Source organism: Rhizobacter sp. (assembly GCF_032229685.1).
GTDB lineage: Bacteria > Pseudomonadota > Gammaproteobacteria > Burkholderiales > Burkholderiaceae_C > LMDS01.
In genome coordinates this window covers 152,375-177,536 of record NZ_JAVTWP010000031.1, presented here as the reverse complement: position 1 = coordinate 177,536, position 25,162 = coordinate 152,375, and the positions used below count along the sequence as shown (strand labels likewise).

General features: G+C 66.5%; 27 protein-coding genes. 2 read left to right on the top strand and 25 right to left on the bottom strand.

The genetic code is table 11. The features are described 5' to 3' along the window. Nucleotides 1-33: 33 nt before the first annotated feature. Nucleotides 34-1,320 carry a TIGR03862 family flavoprotein gene (locus AC30PD_RS12535; protein WP_489535990.1) on the bottom strand — a complete coding sequence of 429 codons (1,287 nt, stop codon included), beginning with the start codon at nucleotides 1,318-1,320 and terminating at the stop codon, nucleotides 34-36. A 120-nt stretch (nucleotides 1,321-1,440) separates the two neighbouring features. Here AC30PD_RS12535 and AC30PD_RS12530 point away from each other — a divergent pair, with 120 nt between their 5' ends. Then, the gene (locus AC30PD_RS12530) at nucleotides 1,441-2,190 is read left to right on the top strand and encodes a DUF1223 domain-containing protein (RefSeq protein WP_489535989.1); all 750 of its coding nucleotides are present in this window, start codon (nucleotides 1,441-1,443) and stop codon (nucleotides 2,188-2,190) included. Nucleotides 2,191-2,211: 21 nt separating this feature from the next. On the opposite strand, the gene AC30PD_RS12525 is transcribed toward AC30PD_RS12530, so the two are convergent. From AC30PD_RS12525 to AC30PD_RS12515, 3 genes are read right to left on the bottom strand one after another with little or no spacing between them, the layout of a single operon-like run. Further along, complete coding sequence (locus tag AC30PD_RS12525) at nucleotides 2,212-2,646, bottom strand: PACE efflux transporter (RefSeq protein WP_489535988.1); 435 nt, start codon at nucleotides 2,644-2,646, stop codon at nucleotides 2,212-2,214. A gap of 54 nt (nucleotides 2,647-2,700) precedes the next feature. Continuing rightward, nucleotides 2,701-3,255 (bottom strand): hypothetical protein, encoded by a 555-nt coding sequence (locus AC30PD_RS12520; RefSeq protein WP_489535987.1) that lies wholly within the window; start codon nucleotides 3,253-3,255, stop codon nucleotides 2,701-2,703. A gap of 44 nt (nucleotides 3,256-3,299) precedes the next feature. Next, complete coding sequence (locus AC30PD_RS12515) at nucleotides 3,300-3,671, bottom strand: VOC family protein (protein WP_489535986.1); 372 nt, start codon at nucleotides 3,669-3,671, stop codon at nucleotides 3,300-3,302. Between the two features lie 152 nt (nucleotides 3,672-3,823). Here AC30PD_RS12515 and AC30PD_RS12510 point away from each other — a divergent pair, with 152 nt between their 5' ends. Then, a complete protein-coding gene (locus tag AC30PD_RS12510; protein WP_489535985.1) occupies nucleotides 3,824-4,243 on the top strand; it encodes a VOC family protein in 420 nt (139 codons plus the stop codon). Between the two features lie 29 nt (nucleotides 4,244-4,272). Here AC30PD_RS12510 and AC30PD_RS12505 read toward each other — a convergent pair whose 3' ends face one another. The 21 genes from AC30PD_RS12505 to AC30PD_RS12405 form a co-directional block, all read right to left on the bottom strand. Then, nucleotides 4,273-4,860 carry a GNAT family N-acetyltransferase gene (locus AC30PD_RS12505; RefSeq protein ID WP_489535984.1) on the bottom strand — a complete coding sequence of 196 codons (588 nt, stop codon included), beginning with the start codon at nucleotides 4,858-4,860 and terminating at the stop codon, nucleotides 4,273-4,275. 22 nt (nucleotides 4,861-4,882) lie between these two features. Further along, nucleotides 4,883-5,608 (bottom strand): enoyl-CoA hydratase/isomerase family protein, encoded by a 726-nt coding sequence (locus AC30PD_RS12500; protein WP_489535983.1) that lies wholly within the window; start codon nucleotides 5,606-5,608, stop codon nucleotides 4,883-4,885. Nucleotides 5,609-6,155: 547 nt separating this feature from the next. Continuing rightward, on the bottom strand, nucleotides 6,156-7,001 hold the full coding sequence (locus AC30PD_RS12495; protein WP_489535982.1) for a hypothetical protein: 846 nt from the start codon (nucleotides 6,999-7,001) through the stop codon (nucleotides 6,156-6,158). Between the two features lie 190 nt (nucleotides 7,002-7,191). Next, entirely contained in the window at nucleotides 7,192-7,677 is a 486-nt protein-coding gene (locus tag AC30PD_RS12490; protein ID WP_489535981.1) for an ASCH domain-containing protein, read from the bottom strand. 10 nt (nucleotides 7,678-7,687) lie between these two features. Next, nucleotides 7,688-8,596 (bottom strand): SDR family oxidoreductase, encoded by a 909-nt coding sequence (locus AC30PD_RS12485; RefSeq protein WP_489535980.1) that lies wholly within the window; start codon nucleotides 8,594-8,596, stop codon nucleotides 7,688-7,690. 23 nt (nucleotides 8,597-8,619) lie between these two features. After that, nucleotides 8,620-9,552, bottom strand: coding sequence for a glutathione S-transferase family protein (locus AC30PD_RS12480; protein ID WP_489535979.1), 933 nt, complete (start codon nucleotides 9,550-9,552; stop codon nucleotides 8,620-8,622). 32 nt (nucleotides 9,553-9,584) lie between these two features. Beyond that, nucleotides 9,585-11,258, bottom strand: a complete 1,674-nt coding sequence (locus AC30PD_RS12475) for an isovaleryl-CoA dehydrogenase (RefSeq protein WP_489535978.1) — start codon at nucleotides 11,256-11,258, stop codon at nucleotides 9,585-9,587. A 7-nt stretch (nucleotides 11,259-11,265) separates the two neighbouring features. Further along, nucleotides 11,266-12,282, bottom strand: a complete 1,017-nt coding sequence (locus tag AC30PD_RS12470; RefSeq protein ID WP_489535977.1) for an NADP-dependent oxidoreductase — start codon at nucleotides 12,280-12,282, stop codon at nucleotides 11,266-11,268. Nucleotides 12,283-12,301: 19 nt separating this feature from the next. Next, nucleotides 12,302-12,742, bottom strand: coding sequence for a PaaI family thioesterase (locus AC30PD_RS12465; protein WP_489535976.1), 441 nt, complete (start codon nucleotides 12,740-12,742; stop codon nucleotides 12,302-12,304). 7 nt (nucleotides 12,743-12,749) lie between these two features. Beyond that, nucleotides 12,750-13,544 carry an SDR family oxidoreductase gene (locus AC30PD_RS12460; protein ID WP_489535975.1) on the bottom strand — a complete coding sequence of 265 codons (795 nt, stop codon included), beginning with the start codon at nucleotides 13,542-13,544 and terminating at the stop codon, nucleotides 12,750-12,752. Between the two features lie 30 nt (nucleotides 13,545-13,574). Beyond that, nucleotides 13,575-13,766 carry a hypothetical protein gene (locus AC30PD_RS12455; RefSeq protein ID WP_489535974.1) on the bottom strand — a complete coding sequence of 64 codons (192 nt, stop codon included), beginning with the start codon at nucleotides 13,764-13,766 and terminating at the stop codon, nucleotides 13,575-13,577. Beyond that, the gene (locus AC30PD_RS12450) at nucleotides 13,766-15,607 is read right to left on the bottom strand and encodes an acyl-CoA dehydrogenase (RefSeq protein ID WP_489535973.1); all 1,842 of its coding nucleotides are present in this window, start codon (nucleotides 15,605-15,607) and stop codon (nucleotides 13,766-13,768) included. The genes AC30PD_RS12455 and AC30PD_RS12450 overlap by 1 nt, the downstream gene beginning before the upstream one ends. After that, complete coding sequence (locus AC30PD_RS12445) at nucleotides 15,604-16,014, bottom strand: PaaI family thioesterase (protein WP_489536333.1); 411 nt, start codon at nucleotides 16,012-16,014, stop codon at nucleotides 15,604-15,606. Before AC30PD_RS12445 ends, AC30PD_RS12450 begins: the two co-directional genes overlap by 4 nt. Before the next feature lie 51 nt (nucleotides 16,015-16,065). Next, nucleotides 16,066-16,821, bottom strand: a complete 756-nt coding sequence (locus AC30PD_RS12440; protein ID WP_489535972.1) for a hypothetical protein — start codon at nucleotides 16,819-16,821, stop codon at nucleotides 16,066-16,068. 23 nt (nucleotides 16,822-16,844) lie between these two features. Beyond that, entirely contained in the window at nucleotides 16,845-18,020 is a 1,176-nt protein-coding gene (locus AC30PD_RS12435) for an acetyl-CoA C-acyltransferase (protein WP_489535971.1), read from the bottom strand. Nucleotides 18,021-18,037: 17 nt separating this feature from the next. Continuing rightward, a complete protein-coding gene (locus tag AC30PD_RS12430) occupies nucleotides 18,038-18,640 on the bottom strand; it encodes an HD domain-containing protein (RefSeq protein WP_489535970.1) in 603 nt (200 codons plus the stop codon). A 34-nt stretch (nucleotides 18,641-18,674) separates the two neighbouring features. Then, nucleotides 18,675-20,144: a M20 family peptidase gene (locus AC30PD_RS12425; protein WP_489535969.1), complete on the bottom strand. Its 1,470-nt coding sequence runs from the start codon at nucleotides 20,142-20,144 to the stop codon at nucleotides 18,675-18,677. A 13-nt stretch (nucleotides 20,145-20,157) separates the two neighbouring features. After that, on the bottom strand, nucleotides 20,158-22,251 hold the full coding sequence (locus AC30PD_RS12420) for a 3-hydroxyacyl-CoA dehydrogenase NAD-binding domain-containing protein (RefSeq protein WP_489535968.1): 2,094 nt from the start codon (nucleotides 22,249-22,251) through the stop codon (nucleotides 20,158-20,160). 123 nt (nucleotides 22,252-22,374) lie between these two features. Next, entirely contained in the window at nucleotides 22,375-23,070 is a 696-nt protein-coding gene (locus AC30PD_RS12415) for an ABC transporter ATP-binding protein (RefSeq protein WP_489535967.1), read from the bottom strand. A 14-nt stretch (nucleotides 23,071-23,084) separates the two neighbouring features. Continuing rightward, on the bottom strand, nucleotides 23,085-23,870 hold the full coding sequence (locus tag AC30PD_RS12410; protein WP_489535966.1) for an ABC transporter ATP-binding protein: 786 nt from the start codon (nucleotides 23,868-23,870) through the stop codon (nucleotides 23,085-23,087). Further along, a complete protein-coding gene (locus tag AC30PD_RS12405; RefSeq protein ID WP_489535965.1) occupies nucleotides 23,867-25,159 on the bottom strand; it encodes a branched-chain amino acid ABC transporter permease in 1,293 nt (430 codons plus the stop codon). Before AC30PD_RS12405 ends, AC30PD_RS12410 begins: the two co-directional genes overlap by 4 nt. Nucleotides 25,160-25,162 lie beyond the last annotated feature (3 nt).

Below are 25,162 nucleotides of genomic sequence, written 5' to 3'. Positions count from 1 at the left end.
AGTGTGCCACAGGGCCTGTGGCTCGCCCGGTCGTCAGCGCAGGCCGAGCTGCTGTGCCGCGCCCTCGCCCGCCACCAGGCCGCTGGCGAAACAGGCGGTGAGCAGGTAACCGCCGGTCGGCGCTTCCCAGTCGAGCATTTCGCCGGCGCAGAACACGCCGGGCAGCGCACGCAGCATCAGGCCGGCATCGAGCGCTTCGAAGCGCACGCCGCCGGCGCTGCTGATCGCCTCGTCGAGCGGCCGCGCGGCGAGCAGCGGCAAAGGCAAGGCCTTGATGGCCGCGGCCAGCGCTTGCGGGTCGGCGATGGTCTCGCGCGGCAGCAGCTCGTACAACAGCGCGGCTTTCACGCCGTCGAGGCCGAGCCGGCTCTTCAGGTGCGTGGCCAGCGAGCGTGAGCCGCGCGGGCGGGCCACCTCGGCCTGCACGAAGTCGGCACTGCGACCGGGCAGCAAATCGATGTGTACGAGCGCGTGGCCATTCGCGGCAATCTGCTCGCGGGCCAGGGCCGAGAGCGCGTAGACGAGGCTGCCTTCGACGCCGCCTTCGGTGACCACGAACTCACCCGCCTGCGTGAAGCCCGCGCCGTCGGGCGTACTGATCGCCAGCGCCACCGTCTTCATCGGCTGGCCGGCGAAGCGGCTGCGAAAGTGCTCGGTCCACCCGCTCGCGAAGCCAGCTTCGGCTGCGCGGCCCACGTCGAAACCGCAGTTCGATGGCCGCAGCGGCGCCAGCTCGACACCCCGCGCTTCGAGCAACGGCACCCAGGCACCGTTGGAGCCGAGCCGCGCCCAGCTGCCCCCACCCAACGCGAGCACGACCGCGTCGAACGAAAACTCGAACGCGCCCGAAGGCGCCTCGAACCGCAGCGTGTGTGCCGCTGCACCGTCTGCTGCCCAGCCCACCCAGCGGTGCCGCATGTGAAAGCGCACCCCGGCGCCGCGCAGCCGGTGCAGCCAGGCGCGCAGCAGCGGCGCCGCTTTCATGTCGACCGGGAACACGCGGCCCGAGCTGCCGACGAAGGTGGCCACGCCGAGCGCCTGCGCCCAGGCGCGCACCTGGGCGGCGCCGAAGCGCTGCAGCAGCGGCTCGATCTCGGGCCGCCGCTGTGCATAGCGCGCGGCGAAAGATTCAACCGCCTCGCTGTGCGTGAGGTTGAGCCCGCCCTTGCCGGCCAGCAGGAACTTGCGGCCGACCGAAGGCATGGCGTCGAACAGCTCGACGCTGGCGCCCGCTGCGGCCAGCACTTCGGCCGCCATCAGGCCGGCCGGGCCCCCGCCGATCACGGCGACACGGCGTTGAGAAGTTGAAGGCTGGGGCATGGGTGGCGGGTCGGATCAGCTCGAGTCGGCGAGCGGCGGCGCAGTGTGGCACACGCGTTTCGGGTAAGAAGATCGGGTGTGGCGCGACAGAATGGCTTCGCCACCGTTTCTGGAGCAACCATGGCCTCGACCACCGCCGCCGCCACCCTCGTCACCCTGCTCGTGGCCACGACCGTGCAGGCACAGACGCCCGGCAGCTGCAGCGCGCGCAGCGGGCCCGGCATCGCGCCGGTCGTCGAGCTCTACACCTCGGAAGGCTGCAGCTCGTGCCCGCCGGCGGACCAGTGGCTCTCGCGCCTGAAGGCCGACCCCGGCGTCGTGGCGCTCGCCTTCCACGTCGACTACTGGGACCGGCTGGGCTGGAAAGACCGCTTCGCCAGTGCCGCCTACACACAGCGCCAGTCGCAGACGCAGCGCAGCAGCGGCGCGCGCTTCAGCTACACGCCGCAGGTGATCGTGGACGGCGCCGACCGGCCGGAGTGGTATCGCAGCGGCGCGCCTTCGTCGGCCAAGGGCCGCGCCACCGCGGTGGTGGAAGTGAGCCTGGCGCGTGAAGGCAACCGCTTCAACGCCAGCGTGGCCACCACGCCGAGCGCACCGGCGCGGCTGGCGGCTTATTGGGCCGTGACCGAACAAGGCCATGTGAGCACCGTGAAGGCCGGCGAGAACGACGGCGCCACGCTCAAGCACGACTACGTGGTGCGCGAGTACAAGCCGGTCGACGCGTGGCGCGCCACCCCCGGCGCACCCGCCGTGCTGGCCTTCGAAACGACGCTGGCGGCCGACGCCGCCCACCCGCGCGCCGTCAACCTCGTGGTCGTCGACGCCGACACCGGCCGGCCGGTGCAGGCGCTCAAGCTCGGTTGCTGAAGCGCGCCGACCAAGCGAGCTTCAAGCCTCGGCGCGTTTCACCGCCGACTCGGGCAGGCCGAACACCTTGTCGAAGGCCCAGGTGAACGCGATGGCGTAGACGAAGAAGAACGCCAGCAGGCCCAGGTTGGCCAGAAAGGCCGTGAGCGCCGAGGTGTCGAGCCACAGCGCCATCACCGGCACGAGGATCACCACGAGCCCGCCCTCGAAGCCCAGGCCATGCGCCAGGCGCCGCGCGAAGGAACGGCCGCGCACGGCCTGGCGCGCTTCCCAGCGCTCGAACAACGCGTTGAAGATGTAGTTCCACGCCAGCGCGATGCTCGAGAGCACGAAGGCCAGGCCCAGCGTTGAAGTGGCGGGCTTGTCGAACGCGACACTCAACACCGGGCCGACGAAGGCGATGGCGAAGGTTTCGTACAACACCGCTTGCAAGACACGTCGAAACTTGGGGCTCATGGTCGGATCGGGATGTCGGGGTCGGGGGAACGGCGGCGATCGGAAGCCTGCCCGTCACTGCATGCACAGCTTGGGCGCACACGCCGACGGCCCGAGCCATTGTGTGGAGTTGAAGAACAGCGGGTTCGCTTCGCGGTCGCGGTTGTAGAAGAGAGAAGCGCCGCCCTGGAGCTTCCAACCATGGAGCCGAACGCCAGCCACTTTTTTGACTTGCGTGACAAGCGGGTCGCCATGCACGCTGGTCAGTGCACGCAAGCCCTTTGAATGTGCCCACCAGGGCACGGCGGTGGCCACGCGTTGGAGCTTCTGGCCCGCGAACAGAAAGTTGACATACATCGTCGGCACGCCGTTCAGTGACTTCAGGTCGACCGCACACACGCGCGTGATGTTCGGCGCTTCGGTGTAGTCGGCGTCACAACGAATCGGGTAGCCGCTGAACCGCGCCCTGACCTCGGCTTCAGTCCAGGCTTCCGAAACCTGGTCCCACGAAAGATCGGCCGCTTTTCGATCTTCCGAAAAGTAGAGTCTGTACTCGCGGATCGGTGGGTTGCGCGTTTTCCAGAGCCAGAGCACTCCGGCCGCTAGCAGCAGAAGCACCAGCAGCAGCACACGAGGTGGTTTGACGTAGGCGGGCTGTTCGCCGGGCGATCGGGTCATGGTGCGTGGCAAACCACTTCGATGTTGTGCCCGTCGGGGCCGATGATGAAGGCCGCATAGTAGTTCGCGTGGTAGTGCGGCCGCAGGCCGGGCGCGCCGTGGTCGCGGCCACCCGCCGCCAGCGCCGCGGCATGAAAGGCGTCGACCTGATCGCGCCTTTGTGCCACGAACGCCAGGTGCAGGTGCGCCGGCTTCTCGTCGGTCTGGAACAGGCACAGCGACACCTGGCCGCCGGGCGCGCACAGTTCCACGCCGTAGCTCGGCGCCCCTTCGGAAACCACCGTGACGCCGAGCGGCGCGAGCGCTGCGAGAAAGAATGCCTTGCTCGCGGCGTAGTCGCTGGCCCCGAACTTGACGTGGTCGAACATGAATGCTCCTGAACTTCGAGTGCCAGCGCGTGCCGGGCACTTTCGAACTTTGGAGTCTGCCATGGTCGATTCGGCCGACGGTCGCTCGTCGTGTATGTGTAGCCTCTGCTGCGCACAGGCTCCGAACATCACTCAACGCACAGGAGATTCACATGACAAAGATGATCTTCGTCAGCCTGCCGGTCACCGACCTGCAAGCCTCGGTCGCTTGCTACAAGGCCATGGGCTTCGAGCAGAACCCGCAGTTCAGCGACGACAACTCCGCCTGCATGGTGTGGAGCGAGGCCATCTACGCCATGCTGCTCACGCACGCCAAGTGGCGCACCTTCACCCAGCGCCCGTTCCCGCCCGAAGGCGCGGTGAAGACGATGCTCTCGCTTTCGATGGAAAGCCGCGAAGCCGTTGACGCGATGAACACGGCCGCAGCCGCCCACGGCGGGCAAGCCGACGTGAACCCGGCCGAAGACATGGGCTTCATGTACACCCGCGACCTGGCCGACCCCGACGGGCACATGTGGGCGATCTTCTGGATGGACCCGGCGGCGATTCCGGCGGCGGACAAGAAGGGCTGAAACGCTGCGCGGTTGGGCAGGCCGGCCTGTCAGGCCGCGCCGGCGACACCCAGCCCACCGGCCCGAGCTTTCCAGTCCCGCCTGAGCAACCCATAGATCCACGAGTCGGAGACCTCGCCATCGACCACGCAGTCTTCGCGCCGCAGGCCTTCGAGTTCGAACCCCAGCTTCTGAAGGACCCGCGCCGAAGCAGCATTGCGCGTGTCGAGTTCAGCCTCGACCCGATTGAGGTCACGTGTGTCGTAGGCCCACTGCAGCATGGCGCCCACGGCCTCGGTGGCGTAGCCATTTCCCCAGGCGGGTTCGTCCAGGCAATAGCCGATGCCCAGGCTTCGGTAGACGGCGTTCCAGCGGAACATGGCGCACCAACCGATGAAGGCACCTGAGCCCAGCGTTTCGATGGCGAAGCGCGCTCCGCTGCCGTCTTGTTCCATCTGCCGGCATGCCGCCAGAAAGGCCTGCGCACGCGCCCGGTCTGCCCAAGGCGGCGAGTCCCAGTAGCGCAAGACGCGACGATTGCTCTGCAGGGCATAGATGGCGTCGGCATCGGTCTCGGCGAACGGCCGCAAGACCAGGCGAGCGGTTCGCAGCGTCGGGGTCGGGAATGGCGTGTCCATGGAAGGCTGCTCAAGCGATGGCTCAGGCGCCATCGCTCTTCTCGGCATCCAGCGCTCTCGCGAGCATTCGCTGCGCAGTGTTCTCCAGCTCGACCGCGCGCTCGAAGTGGCTCAGCCCGATCTGATTGAACACGCGCTTGAACTGGTGCGCCACGTCAGGCCGCAGCGCCGTCAGCCGCGATGCGAGCCGCTGCGCCGTGACTTCAAATTCGGCATCGGGCACCACTTGCCACACGAGCCCCCAGGCCTGCGCTTGTGGCGCAGAGAACTCTTCGCCCAACAAGGTCAAGGCTTTGGCGCGAGACAGCCCGGCGTAGGCCGGCAGCGTGGCGCTCAGCCCGCCGGTGACGAAGACGCCGAGCGACGCCTCGGGCAACTTGAACCGGCTGCCGCCGGCCGCGACCACGATGTCGGCGTTCAGCATCCATTCCAGGCCCGCACCGACCGTCCAGCCGTGCACGGTGCACAGCACGGGTTTGCTCAGGCGCACGATGGCCGTGGAGACCGCCTGCACCAGTTCGAGGTCAGTCTCGGTGGGTGGGGCAGACACATCGCGCCCGGCGCAGAACGCCCTGCCGGCGCCGCGCAGGCGCACCGCGCGCACCGAGTCGTCGGATGCCGCGGCATCGAGTGCGGACAGGAGTGAATGCGCGAGCTCGTTGTCGATGGCGTTGAGCTTGTCGGGGCGGTTCAGCGTCAGCGTCGCCAGGCCGTCACTCGTCTCGACCAATAGTTTGGGCTGGGTCATGGGCGGGGAGTGTGACGATCGGCGGGCGAAGCGCTTCCTCGTGGCGCTAACGTTTGCCATGAGCGGCTCGCGGAGGCGGGCTGCGGAAGGCCAAGAATGAAATGATGGCCTGTAGCGGCCTGCCGGAGCGGTTCCGCTCGATGAAAGGGCTACGCCGCATGGTGGCGAGCATGACTTTTGTCTTCAGAATTCCGCGAACTCTCGTGCTCGGCCATGGTTGAAGAGTTAGTTTGTGGTCGTTGAGAAAGTAGAAGGCGGCCAACTATCAAGGCGCCAAGTGTTGGGAGAAGGCAGATGAGAAGCAATTGCTTTGTAACCTGAAACCTCGTGTAGCTAGCGCTGCGAGCGGCCAAAGGGCTCGCAATGGTGTTCAGAATGACGAGCGTGATTGAGACCACTGCAATTGCACTGGACTATTGCTCATGGTGCCGCCCCTGTTGATTCGCCAAGTTTTGCCGATCTAAGCGCTGCGGCGCGTAGATGGACCTTCGCAATACACAAGGTTCCGCGAAGCCGATTGACGCGGCGGGTCCTGTTGACCGAGTGGTCAGGCCGCACCCTTTAGGCCGTTGGTGGATATTGCTCGCCAGAGGGCCATTGATCTAGCAGTGCGACTCGGCGGCTCTGGTGTGATGCCTGGAAAGAGGCTGCGCGTGCATTCGGTGATGCGAGCCAGGAAAGGAATTGTGTACTGCATGGGCAGCGCCATCAGACGTAATGAATCAAGCGATCCAGCTTTGAATGCAAAGAGCTGACGGACGGAGAATGGGTAGGTGTGTACATGCTGCGAGAGTTGCATAGTGACAGCGGTGTAGTAGTCGTGATCGACTTCTGCCGCAGCACACATTTCGCGCTGGCTCAGGTGGTAGGCAGGTGGCTCACCCTCTCGGACTTTCTTCTGTAAGTCCTTGCGCATGACGCCAAAGAACGAGTGGTCGATGAGCTTGGCTACGTATTCGTCTGCTTCGCGAAACAGTTGCGTGTTTCGAGAATCAGTGGAACCGATCGCCTTGAGCATCTTGGCTCGACGAGACTTGTCATGCGCTTCCCAAAGCAACACCCTAAAGCCAGCCTCATCAGCCTTACACTCCATGGCCGCGACATAGAAGAAGGCATCGTGCGCTTCGATCACGCACCTCGCAATTGCACTGATCGAGGGAACGTCCCACAGTTCTTGCGTGCGCGTGCGCGTCGGGTCAGGAGCTAGTTGGCGGACCACCAGGCAATGGGAAAGCGCTTTGACAAAGATTTGCTCAGCGTAAGACGCGTTGGTACTGGATGGGTTCTTGCCGACTAACGCGGCCGATACGGCCTTTGCGTGCTCCAAGACAGCATCGAATTCCCGGATCGCCGCGCGATAGTCGTCCCAAGAGTGCAGGCTTTGGCGCGGCATGGAGGTTTTGCAGCCTAAGTTCTTGAAGAGGGCAAGAGCTGTCCAGCTTCATCGCCGTTGACCTGCCATCGTAGCCGGTCGATCAACAACAACGTTGCCCTGATCGCTTCGCACTGAGGCACTGGCTTGCGAACGGTCCGTGGCGACGCTGGGCCCTCTCTACAGCCCGACCAGCGGCCTACCCCGTCAATCAACCCTTCTCCACCGGCCACACCAACTCAAAGTACTCCAACACCAATTCACTCCGCTCACTCACCTCGAACCCCTCCGCCTCGGCCCGCTCCGCAAAGTCCTGCCGATGCGCGGTGAGCCACCAGCGCAGCGTCAGATCCCCCTCACCCGCCTCGAACGCAAACGCATCGTCGATCTGGTTGAACAAGCGCTTCTCCACGTGCGTGCAGCGCACGATCGCACGGGCCGTTCCATCTCCGTCGAGCACCACGAGGTGGTCGCCGGGCTGGGGCAGGGGTTCGAGGTCTTTCTCGAAGTCACGCAGCAGTGTGGCGTGGGCGCGCTTCACGCCCGAGAGGATCAACTCGGCGAGCGTGTCGGCCACTTCGCGGCTGTGGCCGAGTGCGCTGGCCGAAAAGCCTTCGACCTTGACGTTTCGTGCGCGCTGGTAGGCGAGCCACAGCGCTTCGATGTCGGCCGCACGGCCGGGCAAGGGTTCGCGCACTGGCGACGCCTCAGTCGGCCGCGCGCAGCTGCGCGCGCAGCGCGGCGCCCACTTCGGGCTTCTGCGCGAAGGGGTCGGTCGGGTTGCGCAACGTGAGGATGTCTTCCATGCGCACCTGCACGTTGCCCAGCGCGCGCGGGTGGCTGAAGATGTAGAAGCTGCCCTCGGCCACGCCGTCGAACACGAACTGCGCCACCTGCGCGGCGGTGAGCTTGCCGCTGCTCACGGCCTTTTCGCTCATCGCCTGCGCAATGATCTGGCTCTTGGTCGGCTGGCCGTCGTTGGCCAGCTCGGCGGCGCGGTTGCGGCCGCTGTGAACGATCCCGGTCGGCACGAAGTACGGGCACAGCACCGAAGCGCGCACCTGGTCGGTGACGAGGCACAGGTCGTGGTACAGCGTTTCGCTCATCGCCACCACGGCCGCCTTGGTGGCGTTGTAGACGCTCGAACACGGCGGGTTCAGCAGGCCGGCCATCGAGGCGGTGTTGACGATGTGGCCTTCATAGGCCGGGTCTTTGGCGGCAGCTTCGAGCATCATCGGCGTGAACACGCGCATGCCGTGCGCCACGCCCATCAGGTTGACGCCGACGACCCATTCCCAGTCTTTGAGCGTCGTTTCCCAGATCAGGCCGCCGGCGCCCACGCCGGCGTTGTTGAACACGAAGCTCGGCGCGCCGAAGCGCTTGAAGGTGGCGGCGCCCAGTGCCTCGACTTCAGCGGCCTTGGCCACGTCGAGGCGGAAAGGCAGCACCTGGGCGCCCAGCGCTTCGATATCGGCCACCGACTTGTCGAGCGCGTCTTGCTGCACGTCGGCCATCACGACGTTCATGCCCAGCTTGGCGGCGATGCGCGAGGCTTCGAGGCCGAAGCCCGAGCCTGCGCCGGTGATGACGGCGGTGCCGCCCTTGAAGTTCTTCATGCGTTGGTCTCTTCGATGCTCGTTCAGTGAGCGGGTTGTTGCTTCTTGATCTGGAACGCGATGCGCGGAAAGTGCACGTGCAACTCGCCGGCACGCGCATCGCTGCGCGCGATGACCACTTCGTCGGTGCCCAGGCCGACCAGCCGGCCGGCCACCGCATCGTGTGCGTAGTCGGTGGGCGTCACGGTCACTTCGTCGCCTTCTTCGAGCCCGGGTTCGGCTTCGAACGACAGCGCGGCGTGCGAGCCCGAGGCGGCCACCTCGATCGCCTCAGCGCTCGTCATCGGCGTGGGCTGGCCGTGGCCGAAGGCGGTGACACGTTCGTACCAGGCCAGCAGGCGTGTGAACGGTTCCAGCACGGTGGCGACCGGCGGCGCGCGCTTGATGAACCAGACCGACTGCACGGTCGAGAAGTCGGCAATGCTGGGCAAGGCACCGAGCAGGAAGGGCCGGCCGTCGGCCAGCATGTGCTCGACGCGCGCAAAGTAGGTGTTGAGCGCCGCGGCGCCGTCGGCGAGCGTGGCGCGCCGCAGGTTCGGCGACATGGCGGCGCGGTCGGCGGCAAAGGCCTTCAGCGTGTCCATCGTGGCGCCGGGCATCAGGTGCATGGCACCGGCGGGCTGCATCGTGTAGGGCGCGGCGATCCAGAACAAGGCGCTGTCGGCCCACTGCGCCACGATCTCGGCGAGGCCGGCCACATCAATGGGGTACAGCGCCGGTGCGGGCTGCAGGCGGTCGATCACGCGGCACATCAGCGCGGTGTCGCAATAGATGTCGGCACCGATCTGCATGAAAGGCGTGCGGCGGTAGCCGCCGGTGAGCGCTACCACGTCGGGCTTGGGCAACACGCTCGGGATGTTGACCGAGCGCCAGGCCATGCCCTTGAAGCCGAGCACGAGGCGGGCCTTTTCAGAGAACGGCGAGATCGGGTAATGGTGCAGGATCAGTTCGGGCATGGTGGCCTTTGGGGTAAGCGTTGAAAGCCCGGTCAGTGCGGCATGGCGCGCTGCACGATCGGCTCGAAAGCGGTGTTGGGCGGCAGCGTGCCGAAGACCTGCGGGCCGCTGCCGGCCAGGCGCGAGCGGCAGAAAGCGTCGAACACACAATCGGGCGCGTGGCGGCGCAACAGCGAAGCCTGCACCGCGAGCGCCACGTCTTGCGCCAGGCGGCGGGCGCCGGCTTCGTCACCGCCGCCGTCGGCAGCGTCGGGGAAGCGGGCCAGCAGCGCGTCGGCGAAGCGGTCGTAGGTGCCCGCCGCGCCGCGCGCCGTGGCCAGCTCGGCTTCGAGCGCCTGCAGCACGTCGGCGTTGCGGCCGTCGCGTTTGCGCAGGGCGCGCAGCAGGTCGAGCGCCATGATGTTGCCCGCGCCTTCCCAGATCGAGTTGAGCGGCATCTCGCGGTAGATGCGCGCCATGCCGCCTTCACCGTGTTCTTCCACGTAGCCGTTGCCGCCCAGGCATTCCATGGCTTCTTGCGCCAGAAGCGAACCGCGCTTGCAGACCCAGAACTTGGCGACCGGTGTGAGCACGCGGCGCATCAACGATTCGAAGGGGTCGTCTTGTCTATCGACAGCGCGCGCCAGGCGCATCGCCAGCGCGGTGGCGGCTTCGCTTTCGAGCGCCAGATCGGCGAGCACGTTCTGCATCAGCGGCTGCTCGATCAGGCACTTGCCGAAAGCCTGGCGCTGCGCACAGTGGTGCAAGGCGAGCGACACCGCGCCGCGCATCAGCCCGGCCGTGCCGAGCGCGCAGTCGAGCCGCGTGAGCGTGCCCATCTCGAGGATCTGCGGCACGCCGCGCCCTTCTTCGCCGACGAGCCAGGCGAGCGCGCCGTTGAACTCGACTTCGGAGCTGGCGTTGGCGTGGTTGCCGAGCTTGTCCTTCAGGCGCTGGATCGCGATCGCGTTCAACGACCCATCGGGCAAGACGCGTGGCAGAAAGAAGCAGCTCAAGCCCGCCGGCGTTTGCGCGAGCACGAGAAAAGCGTCGCTCATCGGCGCCGAGAAGAACCACTTGTGGCCCACGAGCCGGTAGCAGCGGCCCCAGGGCGTGTCTTCCACATATTCAGCGCGCGTGGTGTTGGCGCGCACGTCGGAGCCGCCCTGCTTCTCGGTCATGCCCATGCCCATGGTCACGCCGCTCTTGTTGCCGACGAACGCGAGACGCGGGTCGTAGGCCGTGCTCGCGAGCTTGCCGAACCAGTCGCCGAACACGGCAGCGTTGCCGCGCAGCGCGGGCGTGACGGCGTAGGTCATCGACACCGGGCACAGCACCGAGGGTTCGAGCTGCGTGAACATCAGAAAGCCCGCCGCGCGCTCGATGTGCGCGCCCGCGCCTTTGGACCAGGGTGTCGCGTGCAGGCCGGCCTCGACCGCCGCTCCCAGCAGCGCGTGGTAGCTCGGGTGGAACTCGACGCTGTCACTGCGGTGGCCGAAACGGTCGTGCGTGTGCAGCGCCGGCTTGTGCAGGTTGGCCAGCCGTGCGTGCGTCTGCATGGCATCGCTGCCGAGCAACGCACCCAAGGCAACGCGCCCGCTGTCGTCAGCGCCGGGCGCATGAAAGGCCAGCGCGTCGCGCAACGCACGGTCGCCGCTGTAGACGTTGTGGCCGGTCAGCGCGGTGCTCTGGTTCAGCACCTCGTGCGTGGCGGCGGGTGCGTTCATCGCGGGCTCAGACGAGCTTGACGACCTGCTTGCCGAAGTTCTTGCCCTTCAGCAGCCCGAGGAAGGCCTCGGGTGCCGCCGCCAGCCCTTGCGCCACGCTCTCGCGGTACTTGAGCTTGCCGGTGGCGACCATGGTGCCAAGCTCCTTCAGCGCTTCGGGCCAGTGCTGCATGTGCTCGCTGACGATGAAGCCTTCGATCGTGAGCCGTTGCGTGAGCAGCAACTGCGGGTTCTTCATCGGGATCGGCTCGCCGTCGTAGCCGCTGATCATGCCGCACAGGGCGATGCGCCCGAAGGCGTTCATGCGCGCGAGCACGGCGTCGAAGACCGCGCCGCCCACGTTCTCGAAGCAGCCGTCCACGCCGTCGGGCGTGGCCGTCTTCAGCGCTTCGTAGAGCGCCTTCGGGTCTTTGTGCGCCTTGTAGTCGACGCAGGCGTCGAAGCCGAGTTCGTTCACCACATAGGCGCACTTGTCGGCACCACCGGCGATGCCCACCGCGCGGCAACCGCGCGCCTTGGCGAGCTGGCCGACCGCGCTGCCCACCGCGCCGCTGGCCGCGCTGACCACGATGGTCTGCCCCGGCATCGGCTTGCAGATCTGCGTGAGGCCGTACCACGCCGTCACGCCCGGCATGCCCACCGCGCCGAGATAGGCCGAGAGCGGGATGTGTGTGGTGTCGACCTTGCGCAGCACGCCCGGCGTGGCGGCGTCGGCCACGCTGTACTGCTGCCAACCGCCGAAGCCCACGACCTTGTCGCCGACCTTGTAGTGCTCGTTCTTCGAGGCCACCACTTCACCGACCGTGCCGCCCTGCATCACCGCGTTCAGCGGCTGCGGCACGGCGTAGCTCTTGGCGTCGTTCATGCGGCCGCGCATGTAGGGGTCGAGGCTCATGAAATGGTTGCGCACGAGCACCTGGCCGTCTTTCAACTCGGGCACGTCGGCTTCGACGAGCTTGAAGTTGTCGGCCGAGGCTTCGCCGCTCGGGCGCGAGACGAGGTGGATCTGCTGGTTCTTGGTCATCGTGGTTCCTTGGGGACTCTCAATCGGTGGACAGCGGCGGCACCTGTTGCGCGTTCGCGGCGCTGGCGCCCACCGGCAGGCGCTTCACGTACTTGAAGGTGCCGGTCGAATGCGAGCAGGCGCGGCCTTTCGCGTCGTAGACCGTGGCTTCGGTGAAAGCCATGGTCGCGGTGCGGTGCATCAGCCGGCCCTTGGCCACGAGCGGGCCGATCGCGGGTTGCATGAAGCTCGTCTTCATCTCGATGGTGACGACGCCCATGTCTTTCTGCACGCTGCGGGCCGCCACCGCCATGGTCACGTCGAGCAGCGTCATGCAGGCACCGCCGTGCGTCACCTGAAAGCTGTTCATGTGCTCGGGCAGCGCGGTGTAGTGAAGTTCCGACGCGCCGCCCTCGAAAACTTCGATCGTGAAACCGAGGTGCTCGACGAACGGGACGACGATGCCCGTGGTGATGCTCATGCTGCGCTCAAGCCGCGCCGAGCACGACGCTCACGCCACCGTCGACGGCCAGCCACTGGCCGGTGATGTGCTTGCCGGCCTCGCTGGCATACAGCAGTGTCAGGCCCTTCAGGTCGTCTTCGTCGCCCAGGCGGCCGAGCGGCGCCTTGGCGGCCATCTTGTCTTCACCCAGCTGGGTGATGAGGCCGGCGGCCATCTTCGTCATGAAGAAGCCGGGGCAGATGGCGTTCACGTTGATGTTGTACTTGCCCCATTCGGCGGCCAGCGTCTGCGTGAAGCCGATGACCGCGGTCTTCGAGGTGTTGTAGGCCAGCGTCTGCATCTCGGGCGGGTTGCCGTTCAGGCCGGCGATCGAGGCGATGTTGATGATGCGGCCGTGTTTCTTGGGGATCATCGCGATGCGCGCGACCTGCTGCGCCAGGATGAAATAGCCGCGCACGTTCAGGTTCATCACCTTGTCCCAGGCCGGCACCGGGTGGTCTTCGGCCGGAGCCCCCCAGCTCGCGCCGGCGTTGTTGACGAGGATGTCGATGCCGCCCAGGCGCTTGAGCGTTTCGTCGGCCAGCTTGCGGGTCTCGTCTTCCTTCGAGCAGTCGGCGGCGATCCACTGCGCGTCGATGCCAGCGGCCTTCAATTCGGCCGCGGCCTGTTCCAGGTCTTCGGCCTTGCGCGAGCTGAGCATCAGTTTCGCGCCGGCTTCGCCGAGCGCGTGGGCCATCTGCAGGCCCAGGCCGCGCGAGCCGCCGGTGATCAGCGCGGTCTGGCCGCTCAGGTCGAAGAGTTTCTTGATCGATGTGCTCATGGTGTCTTTTCCTTTTTTCAGTGCCCGTGCTCAGGCGTCGTCGTTCGCGCGCGAGCGCAGCCAGATCAGCACGACGCCGAGCGCGTCGAGCACGATGCCGGCCACCGTGATGCCCCAGCCGAGCGTGGCGTCGCTGCGCTGCACCGCCATGCCGATGCCGATCAGGATCAGGCCGAGGTAGACCAGTATCCAGACCCAGGCTTCGACACGTTGGTTGTTCATCAGAACCACGCCTCGTCCATGGTGCGGCAGGTCGCATCGCGTGTCTCGACCACCTTCAGCCAGGCGCCGATGCGCGGCAATTCGTAGTGGAAGAAGTAGCTGCAGGCGGCGAGCTTGCCGTTCAGCAGCGCGGCGTCTGCCCTCGCCTGGCCGAGCCGCGCCTGCGCGCACAGCGCCACGTCGAGCCACACCCAGGCCAGCACCGTGTGGCCGAAGGCCTGCAGGTAGGGCGTGGCATTGGCGAGCGCTTCTTCGGGGTTGCCGGTGGACCACGCGGCCTTCGTGGCAGCACCCAGCTCGGCGAGCGCGGTGGCCAGTGCGGCGGCATGCGCGGCGAGCGCCGGCACGGCCTTGGCGCGCGCGATGGTCGAGCCCACGGTGCGCGCCAGCAGTGCGAGGCCGGCGCCTTCCAGCATCACGACCTTGCGGCCCAGCAGGTCGAGGCCCTGGATGCCGTGCGTGCCTTCGTGGATCATGTTCAGGCGGTTGTCGCGCCAGTACTGCTCGACCGGGAAGTCGCGTGTGTAGCCGTAGCCGCCGTGCACCTGGATCGCCAGGCTGTTCGCTTCCAGGCACCACTCGCTCGGCCAACTCTTGGCGATGGGCGTGAGCATCTCCAGCAGCAGCGTGGCGTCGGCCGACGCTTCTTTCGTGCCGGTGTGCTGCTCGTCGACGAGCTTGGCGCAGTACAGCTCGAGCGCGAGCGCGCCTTCACAGTAGCTCTTCTGCGCCAGCAGCATGCGCTTGATGTCGGCGTGCTCGATGATGCGCACCTGCGGCTTGGCGGCGTCTTTGCCGCCCACACCGGTGGGCCGGCCCTGCGGCCGGTTCTTCGCATACTCGAGCGAAGCCTCGTAACCCGCGTAGCCGAGCATCGTGGCGCCCATGCCGACCGCGATGCGCGCTTCGTTCATCATGTGGAACATGCAGCGCAGGCCTTCGTGGGGCTTGCCGACCAGGTAGCCGATGGCGCCGGGCCCGCCACGCACCGGGAACTTGCCCTCGCCGAAGTTCAGCAGCGTGTTCGGGATGCCGCGGTTGCCGAGTTTGTGGTTCAGGCCGGCGAGTGCCACGTCGTTGCGCTCGCCCGTGAGTTCGCCGTCGGTGCCGACCAGCTTCTTCGGCACGATGAACAGCGAGATGCCCCGTGTGCCGGCGATCAGCTTGCCGTCGGGCCCGGGAATCTTGGCGAGCACGAGGTGGATGATGTTCTCGGTGAGCTCGTGCTCGCCGTTGCTGATCCACATCTTGTTGCCACGCAGGCGGTAGCGCGCACCGAGCGGGTCGGCTTCGAAATCGGCGCCATCGGGCGTGGCGCGGGTGGCCACGTCGGACAGGCTGGAGCCGGCCTGCGGCTCGCTCAGGCACATCGTGCCCGAGAAGCGACCGGCGAATTCCTGCTTGGCGAACACGGCTTGCTGCAACGGCGTGCCGTGCACCATCAGCAGGTTGGCGTTGCCGCTCGTGAGCATGGCGCCGCCGGCCACGTTGCCGCCGGCGTGCGCGAAGAAGCCGTTGGCGGCCATCTGCACCACGCAGGGCAGCTGCATGCCGCCGATCTCGTAGTCTTGCGCGGCCGCGAGCATGCCGGTCTCGGCGTAGGCGCGTGAGGCCTCGTGGCTCGCCTGAGGCAGGTGCACACGTTCGCCGTCGAAGCGAGGTTCTTCGGTGTCTGCTTGCCGGTTGAAAGGCGCGAATTTCTCGCGCGCCAGGCGTTCGCAGGTGTCGAACACCGACGCGAAGGTTTCGGCCGAGTGGTCGGCGAAGCGTTCGCGCTGCGTGAGCGACGACACGTCGAGCCAGTCGTCGAGCAGGAATTCGAGGGTCTTGCGGTAGCTCATGCCTTCGTTCCGTTCTGTTCGCCCAGCCGGGCGATCGTGCCCTGCGCGATCGCGCAGAGTTTTTCTTCAGTGCCGTTCACGGCGAACACCTCGCACTGGCACACCGCCTGCGAACGGCCCACGTGCACCGCACGGGCGCGTGCGACCAGCCGGTCTCCGACGCCCGGCCTCACGTAGTTGATCTTGAATTCTGCGGTCACCACCGGCACGTGCAGCGCGGTGCCACCGGCAAAGGTGAGCGCGTTGTCGGCGAGGTAGCTCAGCACACCGCCATGAGCGAAACCGTTTTGTTGCTTGACCTGTGCGGTGATCGGAACCTGAAGTTCGCAGCGCCCGGCCTCCAGCATCGACAGCTCTGCGCCGAGCAGCATGCTGAAGGGCTGGCTGGCCAGAGCCTCGCGGCCCATCTCGAGAAACAGTTTCGGATCGATGCTCACCATGGCTCCCGGCCGCGCCGCTCAGCGCAGCAATGCGTCATGCTCTGTCACCACGAAGCGCGCGCCCGTTTCGTGCTGCACCGTGATCGGCAGCGTGACCCGCGCGGCCACGCGATAGCGCGGGTCGGCAGGCGCCATGCGCAGCAGCGCCTGCGCCACGGCTGCGTCGATCGCGCGATCGATGGGGCGCGCCAACCCTTCGGTCTTGGCGGCAGGCTCGCCGGTGAAGCGCCAGCCGATCTTGCCGGGGCGCTGCGTATCGGCCTCGATGGCCAGGCTCAGCGCCAGGCCTGCCGGCCATTCTTCTTGCGGGTAGCGCAGTTGTTCGAGCGACGCAGCGATCAGCGTGTAGGCCAGGCCGATGGAGTAGTCCCAGGGCTCGATGCGCTCGTCGCTCGCGCCCTTGCCCGCCAGCCAGGCACCGGCGTTCGCGTAACTCTGAGGCACACCGCGGCCCGCACCGAACAGCAAGGCGAGGCGGCGTGCCGCGGCGGCGTTGCCGCTCCGCGCGGCCTGGCCGTAGAACTGCGCAGCCCGCGCGTCGTTGCGCAGCACGCACTCGCCGGACTCGAGCATCTGGCCCACGGCCAGCAGGTCTTCGGGCCGGGGCTGGCCGGCGCCGCGGTTGACCTGCTCGAGCTTCGCCGCGCAGTGTGCCGGCGCTCCCCAAACAGGCTCGAGAAACCGCACCGGCGGGGGCACCTGCGCGCGCGACTCGGCAGCGATCGCGCCCACCAGCAGGGCAAGCGCCGACAAGTTGGCGAACCATCGCGGCATGACCCTGCCCTTGCGCCGTCACCTCACAGAACTTCGAACACGCCCGCGGCACCCATGCCACCGCCGATGCACATCGTGACCACGACCTTCTTCGCGCCGCGGCGCTTGCCTTCGATCAGCGCGTGGCCGGTCAAACGCTGGCCGCTCACGCCGTAAGGGTGACCGACCGCGATGGCGCCGCCGTTCACGTTGAGCTTGTCCATCGGAATGCCCAGCGTGTCGGCGCAGTACAGCACCTGCACGGCGAAGGCTTCGTTCAATTCCCAGAGGTCGATGTCGGCGACCGTCAGGCCGAGCTTCTTCAGCACCTTGGGCACGGCGAACACCGGGCCGATGCCCATCTCGTCGGGCTCGCAGCCGGCCACGGCGAAGCCGAGGAAGCGGCCGAGCGGCTTCAGGTTGCGCTTGGACGCGAGCGATTCGTTCATCAGCACGCAGGCGCCGCCGCCGTCGCTGAACTGGCTGGCGTTGCCGGCCGAGATCAGGCCGCCGGGCAGCGCGGAGCGCAGGTCTTTAATGCCGTCGTACGTGGTGCCGGCGCGGATGCCTTCGTCGTTCTTGATCGTGACTTCTTTCGAGCGCAGGCCGAGCTGCGCGTCGGCCACGCCGGCCATCACGGTGCAGGCCACGATCTCGTCGGCGAACTTGCCGGCTTCGAGCGCGGCCGCGGCTTTCTGCTGGCTGCCGGCGCCGTACTCGTCCATGCGCTGGCGCGAGATCTTGTAGCGCTTGGCGACCTGCTCGGCCGTCTGCAGCATGTTCCAGTAGATCTCGGGTTTGTGCTCCACGAGCCACGGGTCGGCGCCCATGTGGCGGTTGGCTTCGTTCTGCACGCACGAGATGCTCTCGACACCACCGGCCACGAGCACGTCGGACTCGCCGGCGATGATGCGCTGAGCGGCCATCGCGATGGTCTGCAAGCCGCTCGAGCAGAAGCGGTTCACGGTCATGCCGCTGGTGGTGATGGGCAGGCCGGCGCGCAACGCGATCTGGCGTGCGATGTTGCTGCCGGTGGCACCCTCGGGCGTGGCGCAGCCCATGATCACGTCGTCGACCTCGGCGGCTTCGATGCCGGCGCGCTCGACCGCGGCCTTCACGGCAAAGCCACCCAGCGTGGCGCCGTGTGTCATGTTGAAAGCGCCCTTCCAGCTCTTGGCGAGCGGTGTGCGGGCGGTGGAAACGATCACGGCGCTGGTCATGCTTTTTCTCCTGTCAGTCAAACGGTGGTGGCCGCCGCGCCCGAAACGGCGGTGGAAGCCTTGTAGATGCTGTTCTTCGGCTGCGCGAACACACGCCGCACCATCGGCTCGAACTCGCTCATCGGCAGCGTCTCGGCCTTCGCGTCGAAGGCCGGGTTGTCGTAGAGGTCGCAGAACTCGGCCGTGCGGTCGAAGTGCGCGTGGCCCTTGAACTGGTCACGCAGGTTGCGGTCGAGCCCGATGTGGTGGAAGAAGTAGTAGCCCTGGAAGATGCCGTGGTTCTGCACCATCCAGAGGTTCTCTTCGCTCACGAAGGGCTTGAGGATCGCCGCGGCGATGTCGAAGTGGTTGTAGGTGCCGAGCGTGTCGCCGATGTCGTGGAACAGCGCGCACACCACGTACTCTTCGTCGCGGCCGGCGCGCAGCGCGTTGGTGGCGGTCTGCAGCGAGTGGGTGTAGCGGTCGATCGGGAAACCGCCGTAGTCGCCTTCGAGCACTTTCAGGTGCGCCATCAGGCGGTCGGGCAGCCGGCTCGCGAACGGCATGAATTCACCGCCGATCTTCTGCCAGTCGGCCTGGGTACTGGCTTCCATGCGCGTAAAGGTGGCGCGGTCGTTCATGGCGAGACTCCTGCAATGGGTGGGGCGTGCAATGTCAAGAAGTGGCCTGCGAGACCAGCCGGTGATAGAAGCGGATCAGCTCGGCCAGGTTGGCGGTGGTGATGCGCTCGTTGGTGCCGTGAAAGCGTGGCAGGTCTTCGGCCTTGGCGCGCACCGGCGAGAACTTGTAGATGTGGTCGGCCACGATCTCGTAGTGCTGCGAATCGGTGCCGCCGATCATCAGCCCCGGTGCCACGATCGTGCCCGGGAACAGCTCGCGCACCGTGCGTTCGACCAGGCGGTACGAAGCACTGTCGGTGGGCGCCACTTTCGACGGCTCGGTCGCGCCCGACAGCATCTTCACTTCGACCTTGTCGTTCGCGACCGTCTGCTTCACGTGCGCCATCACGCTCTCGCGGCTGTCGCCCGGCAGCAGCCGAAAGTTCACGGTGGCCTCGGCGCGTCCGGGCAGCACGTTTTCCTTGTTGCCCGCGTTCACGATCGTCAGGGCGGTCGTGGTGTGCATCATGGCGTTGGTGCTGGCGCCGGCTTCGAGCTGCTTGCGCACGATGGGGCCGAACAGCCACAGGTTCGACAGCGCCACGCGAGAGAAGCCGCTCATCTCGGGCGCCACGGTCTCGAACATCTCGCGCGCCACACCCTGAATGCGGGCCGGGAACTGGTTGTCTTCGAGCCGGCTCAGCGCCGCGCTCATCACGGCGATGGCACTCGTGCCACGCGCCGGCGGCATCGAAGAATGCCCGGGCGTGGCCGGCACGCCGAGCGCCACCGACATGTAGCCCTTCTCTGCAATGCCGACGATCGCAGCCGGCGCCTTCAGGCCCGGCAGCACGCCTTCGGTGATGAGCAGGCCTTCGTCGATGACAAAGTCGAGCTTGACCTGGCGCTCGGCCAGCAGCTGGGCGGTGGCCTTGGCACCCCGCAGGCCACCCACTTCTTCGTCGGCGCCGAAGGCGAGGTAGACCGTGCGCTTGGGCTTGAAGCCGGAAGCGACCAGCATCTCGATGGCTTCCATCTGCGAGACGAGGTTGGCCTTGTCGTCCCAGGCGCCGCGGCCCCACACGAAGCCGTCGCGGATCGTGCCGGCGAAAGGCTCGGCCTGCCAGTCGGCTTCGGTGCCGGGCGCGACGGGCACCACGTCCTGGTGCGCCATCAGCAGGATCGGCTTGGCGGCCGGGTCGCTGCCGGGCCAGGTGTAGAGCAGGCTCAGGCCCGCCACCACTTCGCGCTTCAGGGTGGCGTGCAGCTTCGGATAACGCGCCTGCAGGTGGGCGTGAAGCGCCTCGAACTGGTCGGCATTGAGCGTGGCATCGGTGGCCGACGAAATCGTCTTGGCCCGCACCGCTGCCGCCAGCGACTCGCCGGCGGCTTTTTCGTCGACCGCGATCGGTGCGAGCGCCGGCACGTCGACCTGGCGCGAGCCCTGGCGCCAGGTGTTGATGGCCACGGCCAGCACCAGCACCCCGACCAGCGCGAACAACCCGATCAATGCACGCTTGAGCACAGCGGCGCTTCGTTCAGCTGAACGACTTGCCTTCGGCGGCCAGCTTGGCCAGCAGCGGCGCCGGCTGCCAGAAAGAAGCGTCGTCGAGCGGGTTGGCGGCGAAACGTTTCATGGCGCCGACCACGTTGAACAGGCCGACCGTGTCGGCGTAGTTCATCGGCCCGCCGCGGTGCAGCGGGAAGCCGTAGCCGGTGAGGTAGACCATGTCGATGTCAGAGGCGCGCATCGCGATGCCTTCTTCGACGATCTTGGCACCTTCGTTGACGAGCGCGAACACGAGGCGGTGAACGATCTCTTCGTCGCCGATCTTGCGCGGCGTGATGCCCAGGTCAGCACGGTGCTTCTCGATCATGTCGGTGACCACCTTGCTCGGGATCGCATCGCGCTTGCCCGGCACGTAGTCGTACCAGCCGGCGCCGGTCTTCTGGCCGAAGCGGCCCAGCTCGCACAGCAAGTCGGCGGTCTTGCTGTAACGCATGTTGGGTTTTTCGAGGTAACGGCGCTTGCGGATGAACCAGCCCACGTCGTTGCCGGCCAGGTCGCCCATGCGGAACGGGCCCATCGCCATGCCGAATTTTTCCATCGCCTTGTCGACCTGCGCCGGCGTGCAGCCTTCTTCGAGCAGGAAGCCAGCCTGGCGCGAGTACTGCTCGATCATGCGGTTGCCGATGAAGCCGTCGCACACGCCCGAGACCACGCAGGTCTTCTTGATCTTCTTGCCCAGGGCCATCACGGTGGCGAGCACGTCTTTGGCGGTGGCCTTGCCACGCACCACCTCGAGCAGCTTCATCACGTTGGCGGGGCTGAAGAAGTGCGTGCCGATCACGTCTTGCGGGCGCTTGGTGAAGGCTGCAATCTTGTCGACGTCGAGCGTGCTCGTGTTGCTGGCGAGAATGGCGCCGGGCTTCATGACCTCGTCGAGCGTCTTGAAGACCTTTTCTTTCACGGCCATGTCTTCGAACACCGCCTCGATCACCATGTCGGCGTCTTTCAGGTCGGCGTAGTTCAGCGTGGTGCTCAGCAGCGCCATGCGGGCGTCGAGCTTGTCTTGTTTGAGCTTGCCTTTCTTGACCTGGGCTTCGTAGTTCTTCTTGATGATGCCCACGCCCTTGTCGAGCGCTTCCTGCTTCATCTCGAGCATCACGACCGGCACGCCGGCGTTCAGGAAGTTCATCGCGATGCCGCCACCCATGGTGCCGGCGCCGATCACGGCGAGCTTCTTCACCTCACGCACGGGCGTGTCGGCCGGCACGTCGGGGATCTTGGTCGTGGCACGTTCGGCCATGAAGGCATGGCGCAGCGCCTTGCACTCCGGCGTGACCATCAGGCCGAGGAAGAGCTCGCGTTCAAGCTTCATGCCGTCGTCGAACTTCAGCTTGAGCGAACCGGCGACCGCTTCCACGCACTTCAGCGGCGCCGGGAAGTTCTTCGACATGCCGCCGACCATGTTCTTCACGAACTGCACGTAGGCATCGGCGCTCGGGTGGCTGACCTTCAGGTCGCGCACCAGCGGCAGCGGGCGCGCGTCGGCCACCTCGGCGGCGTAGGCCAGCGCACCGGCCATCAGGTCGCCTTCGATGATCTTCTGGAACAGCTTCTGGCCCGGCGCCATGGCCAGCATCTCGCTCTTCACCGGCTCGCCGCTGACGATCATGTTCATCGCGTTCTCGACGCCCAGCACACGCGGCAGGCGCTGCGTGCCGCCGGCCCCGGGGATCAGGCCGATCTTCACTTCGGGCAGCGCGACCAGCGTGCCGGGCGATGCCACGCGGTAATGGCAGCCGAGGGCCAGCTCCAGCCCACCACCCATCGCCACGCTGTGCACGGCGGCGACGATCGGCTTGGTGCTCGCTTCGAGCGCCAGGATCACGCTGATCAGGTTGGGCTCGGCCAGCGCTTTCGGCGAACCGAACTCGCGGATGTCGGCGCCGCCCGAAAACGCCTTGCCGGCGCCGGTGATCACGATCGCCTTCACGGCCGCATCGGCCAGCGCGCGCTCGAGGCCGGTCGTGATGCCGAGGCGCGTTTCGTGGCCCAGGCCGTTGACCGGCGGGTTGTTCATCGTGATGACGGCGACGTTGCCGCGAATCTCGTAGGTGGCGCTCATGCGTTTTCTCCGGAAAAGGTCTGCCGAATCACAAAAAAGAACGATCGTTCGATTCTAGGCTGCGACGAAAAAAGGGCGCTGTCCCGACCGCGACAACGCCCTGGGTGTCGGTGGTGCGTGGGCTCAGACTTCGAGCCACTCTTTCCGAATATAGGCGTCTGCGCGCAAGGCGGCAGGCGTGCCCTCGAAAACAATGCTGCCGTGGCCCATCACGTAACAACGCTCGGAAATCTGCAGCGCGATCGTGAGCTTCTGTTCCACCAGCAGCACCGACACGCCGCGCTCCTTCAGCGTCTTCAGGTATTCGGCGACGAGCTCCACGATCTTCGGTGCCAGGCCCTCGGTGGGCTCGTCGATCATGATCAGATCGGGGTCGCCCATCAGGGTGCGGCACAGCGTGAGCATCTGCTGTTCGCCGCCCGAGAGCACGCCGGCTTCGGTGTGCTCGCGCTCCTTGAGGCGCGGGAACATGCGGTACATGTCGTCGAACGACCAGCGCGGCTTCTTCTTGCCGCGCTTTTCACCGAGCTGCAGGTTCTGGTGCACCGTGAGCTTGGGGAAGATGTCGCGGTTCTCGGGCACGTAGCCGATGCCGCGGTGCGCGATGTCGAAGGTGTGCTGGCCAAGGATTTCCTGGTCGCGGAACTTGACCGAGCCTTCGCCCGTGACCAACCCCATGATCGACTTGACGGTGGTCGAACGGCCCGAGCCGTTGCGCCCGAGCAGCGCCACGATCTCGCCTTCGCCGACCTTCATGTCGACGCCGTGAAGGATGTGGCTCTTGCCGTAGTAGGCGTGCAACCCGCTGATTTGAAGCATCTTTCGACCCGGGCTCAGTGCCCGGCCTCCGCCGCCTGTTGATCGGCCAGCACCGAGCCGAGGTAAGCCTCTTGCACGCGCGCGTTGGCGCGCACCGCATCGGGCACGTCGAAGGCGATCACCTCGCCGTAGACGAGCACCGCGATCTTGTCGGCCAGGCCGAAGACCACACCCATGTCGTGCTCGACGGTGAGCAGCGTCTTGCCGACCGTGACTTCGCGGATCAGCTCGATGAAACGCGCGGTTTCGCTCTTGCTCATGCCGGCAGTGGGCTCGTCGAGCAGCACCACGTCGGCACCGCCGGCGATGGTCACGCCGATCTCGAGTGCGCGCTGTTCGGCGTAGGTGAGGTTCATCGCCAGCGTGTCGCGCTTGCGGCCGAGCTTGATCATTTCCATCAGCTGCTCGGCGCGTTCGTTGGCGTCGCGCAGGCCGGCCAGGAACTTCCAGAAGGCGTACTTGTAGCCCATGGACCAGAGCACCCCGCAGCGCAGGTTCTCGAACACCGACAGGCGCCCGAAGATGTTGGTGATCTGGAAGCTGCGCGCCAGGCCGCGGCGGCTGATCTCGTAGGGCGCCAGGCCGGCGATGTTTTCGCCGTTCAGCAAAATCTCGCCGCTGGTGGCGCCGAAGCGCCCGCTGATGAGGTTGAAGAGCGTCGACTTGCCGGCGCCGTTCGGCCCGATGATCGCAACGCGTTCACCGGGGGCCACGGCCAGGTTGGTGCCGCGGATGATCTCGGTCTTGCCGAAGGACTTGCGCAGGTCCTTCAGTTCGACTGCGTACTGGGCTGTGCTCATGCGGCCTCCCGAGCGCGGATCGCCGCTTCGATCTGGCCTTGCACTTCACCCCAGTGGCCGGCGAAGCGCCTGCGCACGAGCTCGAACAAGACGAAGCCGACCACGCTTAACACCAGTGCGCCGAGCCAGCTGGTGACCGACTTGGCGTCGAGGCTGACCCCCATGAAGCGCATCACCGGCCCCATCGCCTCGTTGAGTTGCAGGTGGTAGACCATCTCGATCATCGCGGCCACGCCGCAGAACGTGGCGAAGCCGGTCAGCGCCAGCAGCACGTACCAGCCGAGCAGGCCCTTCAACTTGCCGAACATGTAGACGCGCAGGTTCATCATGATCAGGCTGGCGATGCCGCCGGGCGCATACATCACCATCAGCAGGAACACGAGCCCGAGGTAGAGCAGCCAGGCCTTGGTGAATTCCGACAGCAGCACGAAGGCCACGATCATCAGCACCGCGCCGATGATCGGCCCGAAGAAGAAGGTCGCGCCGCCGAGAAAGGTGAACAGCAGGTAGGCGCCGGAGCGTGCCGCGCCCACGACTTCGGCGGTGGCGATCTCGAAGTTGAGTGCGTACATGCCACCCGCGATGCCGGCGAAGAAGCCGGCGATGATGAACGAGATGTAGCGCACCCGCTGCGTGTTGTAGCCGATGAACTCGACCCGCTCGGGGTTGTCGCGCACGGCGTTGAGCATGCGGCCGAGCGGCGTACGCGTGAAGGCGTACATCAGCGCGGTGCAGACGATGGTGTAGAGCGCGATCAGGTAGTACACCTGAATCTGCGGGCCGAAGGTGATGCCGGTCGTGCTCTTGCCGACCACGCGGTTCGCGGCCACGCCACCTTCGCCACCGAAGAACTCGGGGATCATCAGCGACATCGCGAACACCAGCTCGGCGATGCCGAGCGTGATCATCGCGAAGGTCGTGCCCGACTTCTTGGTCGTGACGAAGCCGAACAGCACTGCGAAGCCCAGGCCCGCCACGCCGCCGACCAGCGGGATCAGGCTCACCGGCACCGGGAAACTGCCCGCACCGGCCGCCTTGAGCGCGTGGATGGCCACGTACGAGCCCAGGCCCGAGTAGACCGCGTGGCCGAAGCTGAGCATGCCGCCCTGCCCCAGCAGCATGTTGAACGACAGGCAGGCCACGATGGCGATGCCGATCTGCGAAAGCATCGTGACCGCCAGGCCGCTGGTGAAGACCTTCGGCGCCGCCAGCAGCACGAGCGCAAAGACGCCCCAGATGACGAAGTCGCGTGGCCCGAGGGCGCCGAATTGTCTGGCTGATTTATTCATGTG

Bases quoted from the DNA above. Each gene is read 5' to 3' on its own strand.
- AC30PD_RS12535 (WP_489535990.1), bottom strand. From the start codon at position 1,320: ATGCCCCAGCCTTCAACTTCTCAACGCCGTGTCGCCGTGATCGGCGGG.
- AC30PD_RS12530 (WP_489535989.1), top strand. From the start codon at position 1,441: ATGGCCTCGACCACCGCCGCCGCCACCCTCGTCACCCTGCTCGTGGCC.
- AC30PD_RS12525 (WP_489535988.1), bottom strand. From the start codon at position 2,646: ATGAGCCCCAAGTTTCGACGTGTCTTGCAAGCGGTGTTGTACGAAACC.
- AC30PD_RS12515 (WP_489535986.1), bottom strand. From the start codon at position 3,671: ATGTTCGACCACGTCAAGTTCGGGGCCAGCGACTACGCCGCGAGCAAG.
- AC30PD_RS12510 (WP_489535985.1), top strand. From the start codon at position 3,824: ATGACAAAGATGATCTTCGTCAGCCTGCCGGTCACCGACCTGCAAGCC.
- AC30PD_RS12505 (WP_489535984.1), bottom strand. From the start codon at position 4,860: ATGGACACGCCATTCCCGACCCCGACGCTGCGAACCGCTCGCCTGGTC.
- AC30PD_RS12500 (WP_489535983.1), bottom strand. From the start codon at position 5,608: ATGACCCAGCCCAAACTATTGGTCGAGACGAGTGACGGCCTGGCGACG.
- AC30PD_RS12495 (WP_489535982.1), bottom strand. From the start codon at position 7,001: ATGCCGCGCCAAAGCCTGCACTCTTGGGACGACTATCGCGCGGCGATC.
- AC30PD_RS12485 (WP_489535980.1), bottom strand. From the start codon at position 8,596: ATGAAGAACTTCAAGGGCGGCACCGCCGTCATCACCGGCGCAGGCTCG.
- AC30PD_RS12480 (WP_489535979.1), bottom strand. From the start codon at position 9,552: ATGCCCGAACTGATCCTGCACCATTACCCGATCTCGCCGTTCTCTGAA.
- AC30PD_RS12475 (WP_489535978.1), bottom strand. From the start codon at position 11,258: ATGAACGCACCCGCCGCCACGCACGAGGTGCTGAACCAGAGCACCGCG.
- AC30PD_RS12470 (WP_489535977.1), bottom strand. From the start codon at position 12,282: ATGACCAAGAACCAGCAGATCCACCTCGTCTCGCGCCCGAGCGGCGAA.
- AC30PD_RS12465 (WP_489535976.1), bottom strand. From the start codon at position 12,742: ATGAGCATCACCACGGGCATCGTCGTCCCGTTCGTCGAGCACCTCGGT.
- AC30PD_RS12460 (WP_489535975.1), bottom strand. From the start codon at position 13,544: ATGAGCACATCGATCAAGAAACTCTTCGACCTGAGCGGCCAGACCGCG.
- AC30PD_RS12455 (WP_489535974.1), bottom strand. From the start codon at position 13,766: ATGAACAACCAACGTGTCGAAGCCTGGGTCTGGATACTGGTCTACCTC.
- AC30PD_RS12450 (WP_489535973.1), bottom strand. From the start codon at position 15,607: ATGAGCTACCGCAAGACCCTCGAATTCCTGCTCGACGACTGGCTCGAC.
- AC30PD_RS12445 (WP_489536333.1), bottom strand. From the start codon at position 16,014: ATGGGCCGCGAGGCTCTGGCCAGCCAGCCCTTCAGCATGCTGCTCGGC.
- AC30PD_RS12440 (WP_489535972.1), bottom strand. From the start codon at position 16,821: ATGCCGCGATGGTTCGCCAACTTGTCGGCGCTTGCCCTGCTGGTGGGC.
- AC30PD_RS12435 (WP_489535971.1), bottom strand. From the start codon at position 18,020: ATGACCAGCGCCGTGATCGTTTCCACCGCCCGCACACCGCTCGCCAAG.
- AC30PD_RS12430 (WP_489535970.1), bottom strand. From the start codon at position 18,640: ATGAACGACCGCGCCACCTTTACGCGCATGGAAGCCAGTACCCAGGCC.
- AC30PD_RS12420 (WP_489535968.1), bottom strand. From the start codon at position 22,251: ATGAGCGCCACCTACGAGATTCGCGGCAACGTCGCCGTCATCACGATG.
- AC30PD_RS12415 (WP_489535967.1), bottom strand. From the start codon at position 23,070: ATGCTTCAAATCAGCGGGTTGCACGCCTACTACGGCAAGAGCCACATC.
- AC30PD_RS12410 (WP_489535966.1), bottom strand. From the start codon at position 23,870: ATGAGCACAGCCCAGTACGCAGTCGAACTGAAGGACCTGCGCAAGTCC.
- AC30PD_RS12405 (WP_489535965.1), bottom strand. From the start codon at position 25,159: ATGAATAAATCAGCCAGACAATTCGGCGCCCTCGGGCCACGCGACTTC.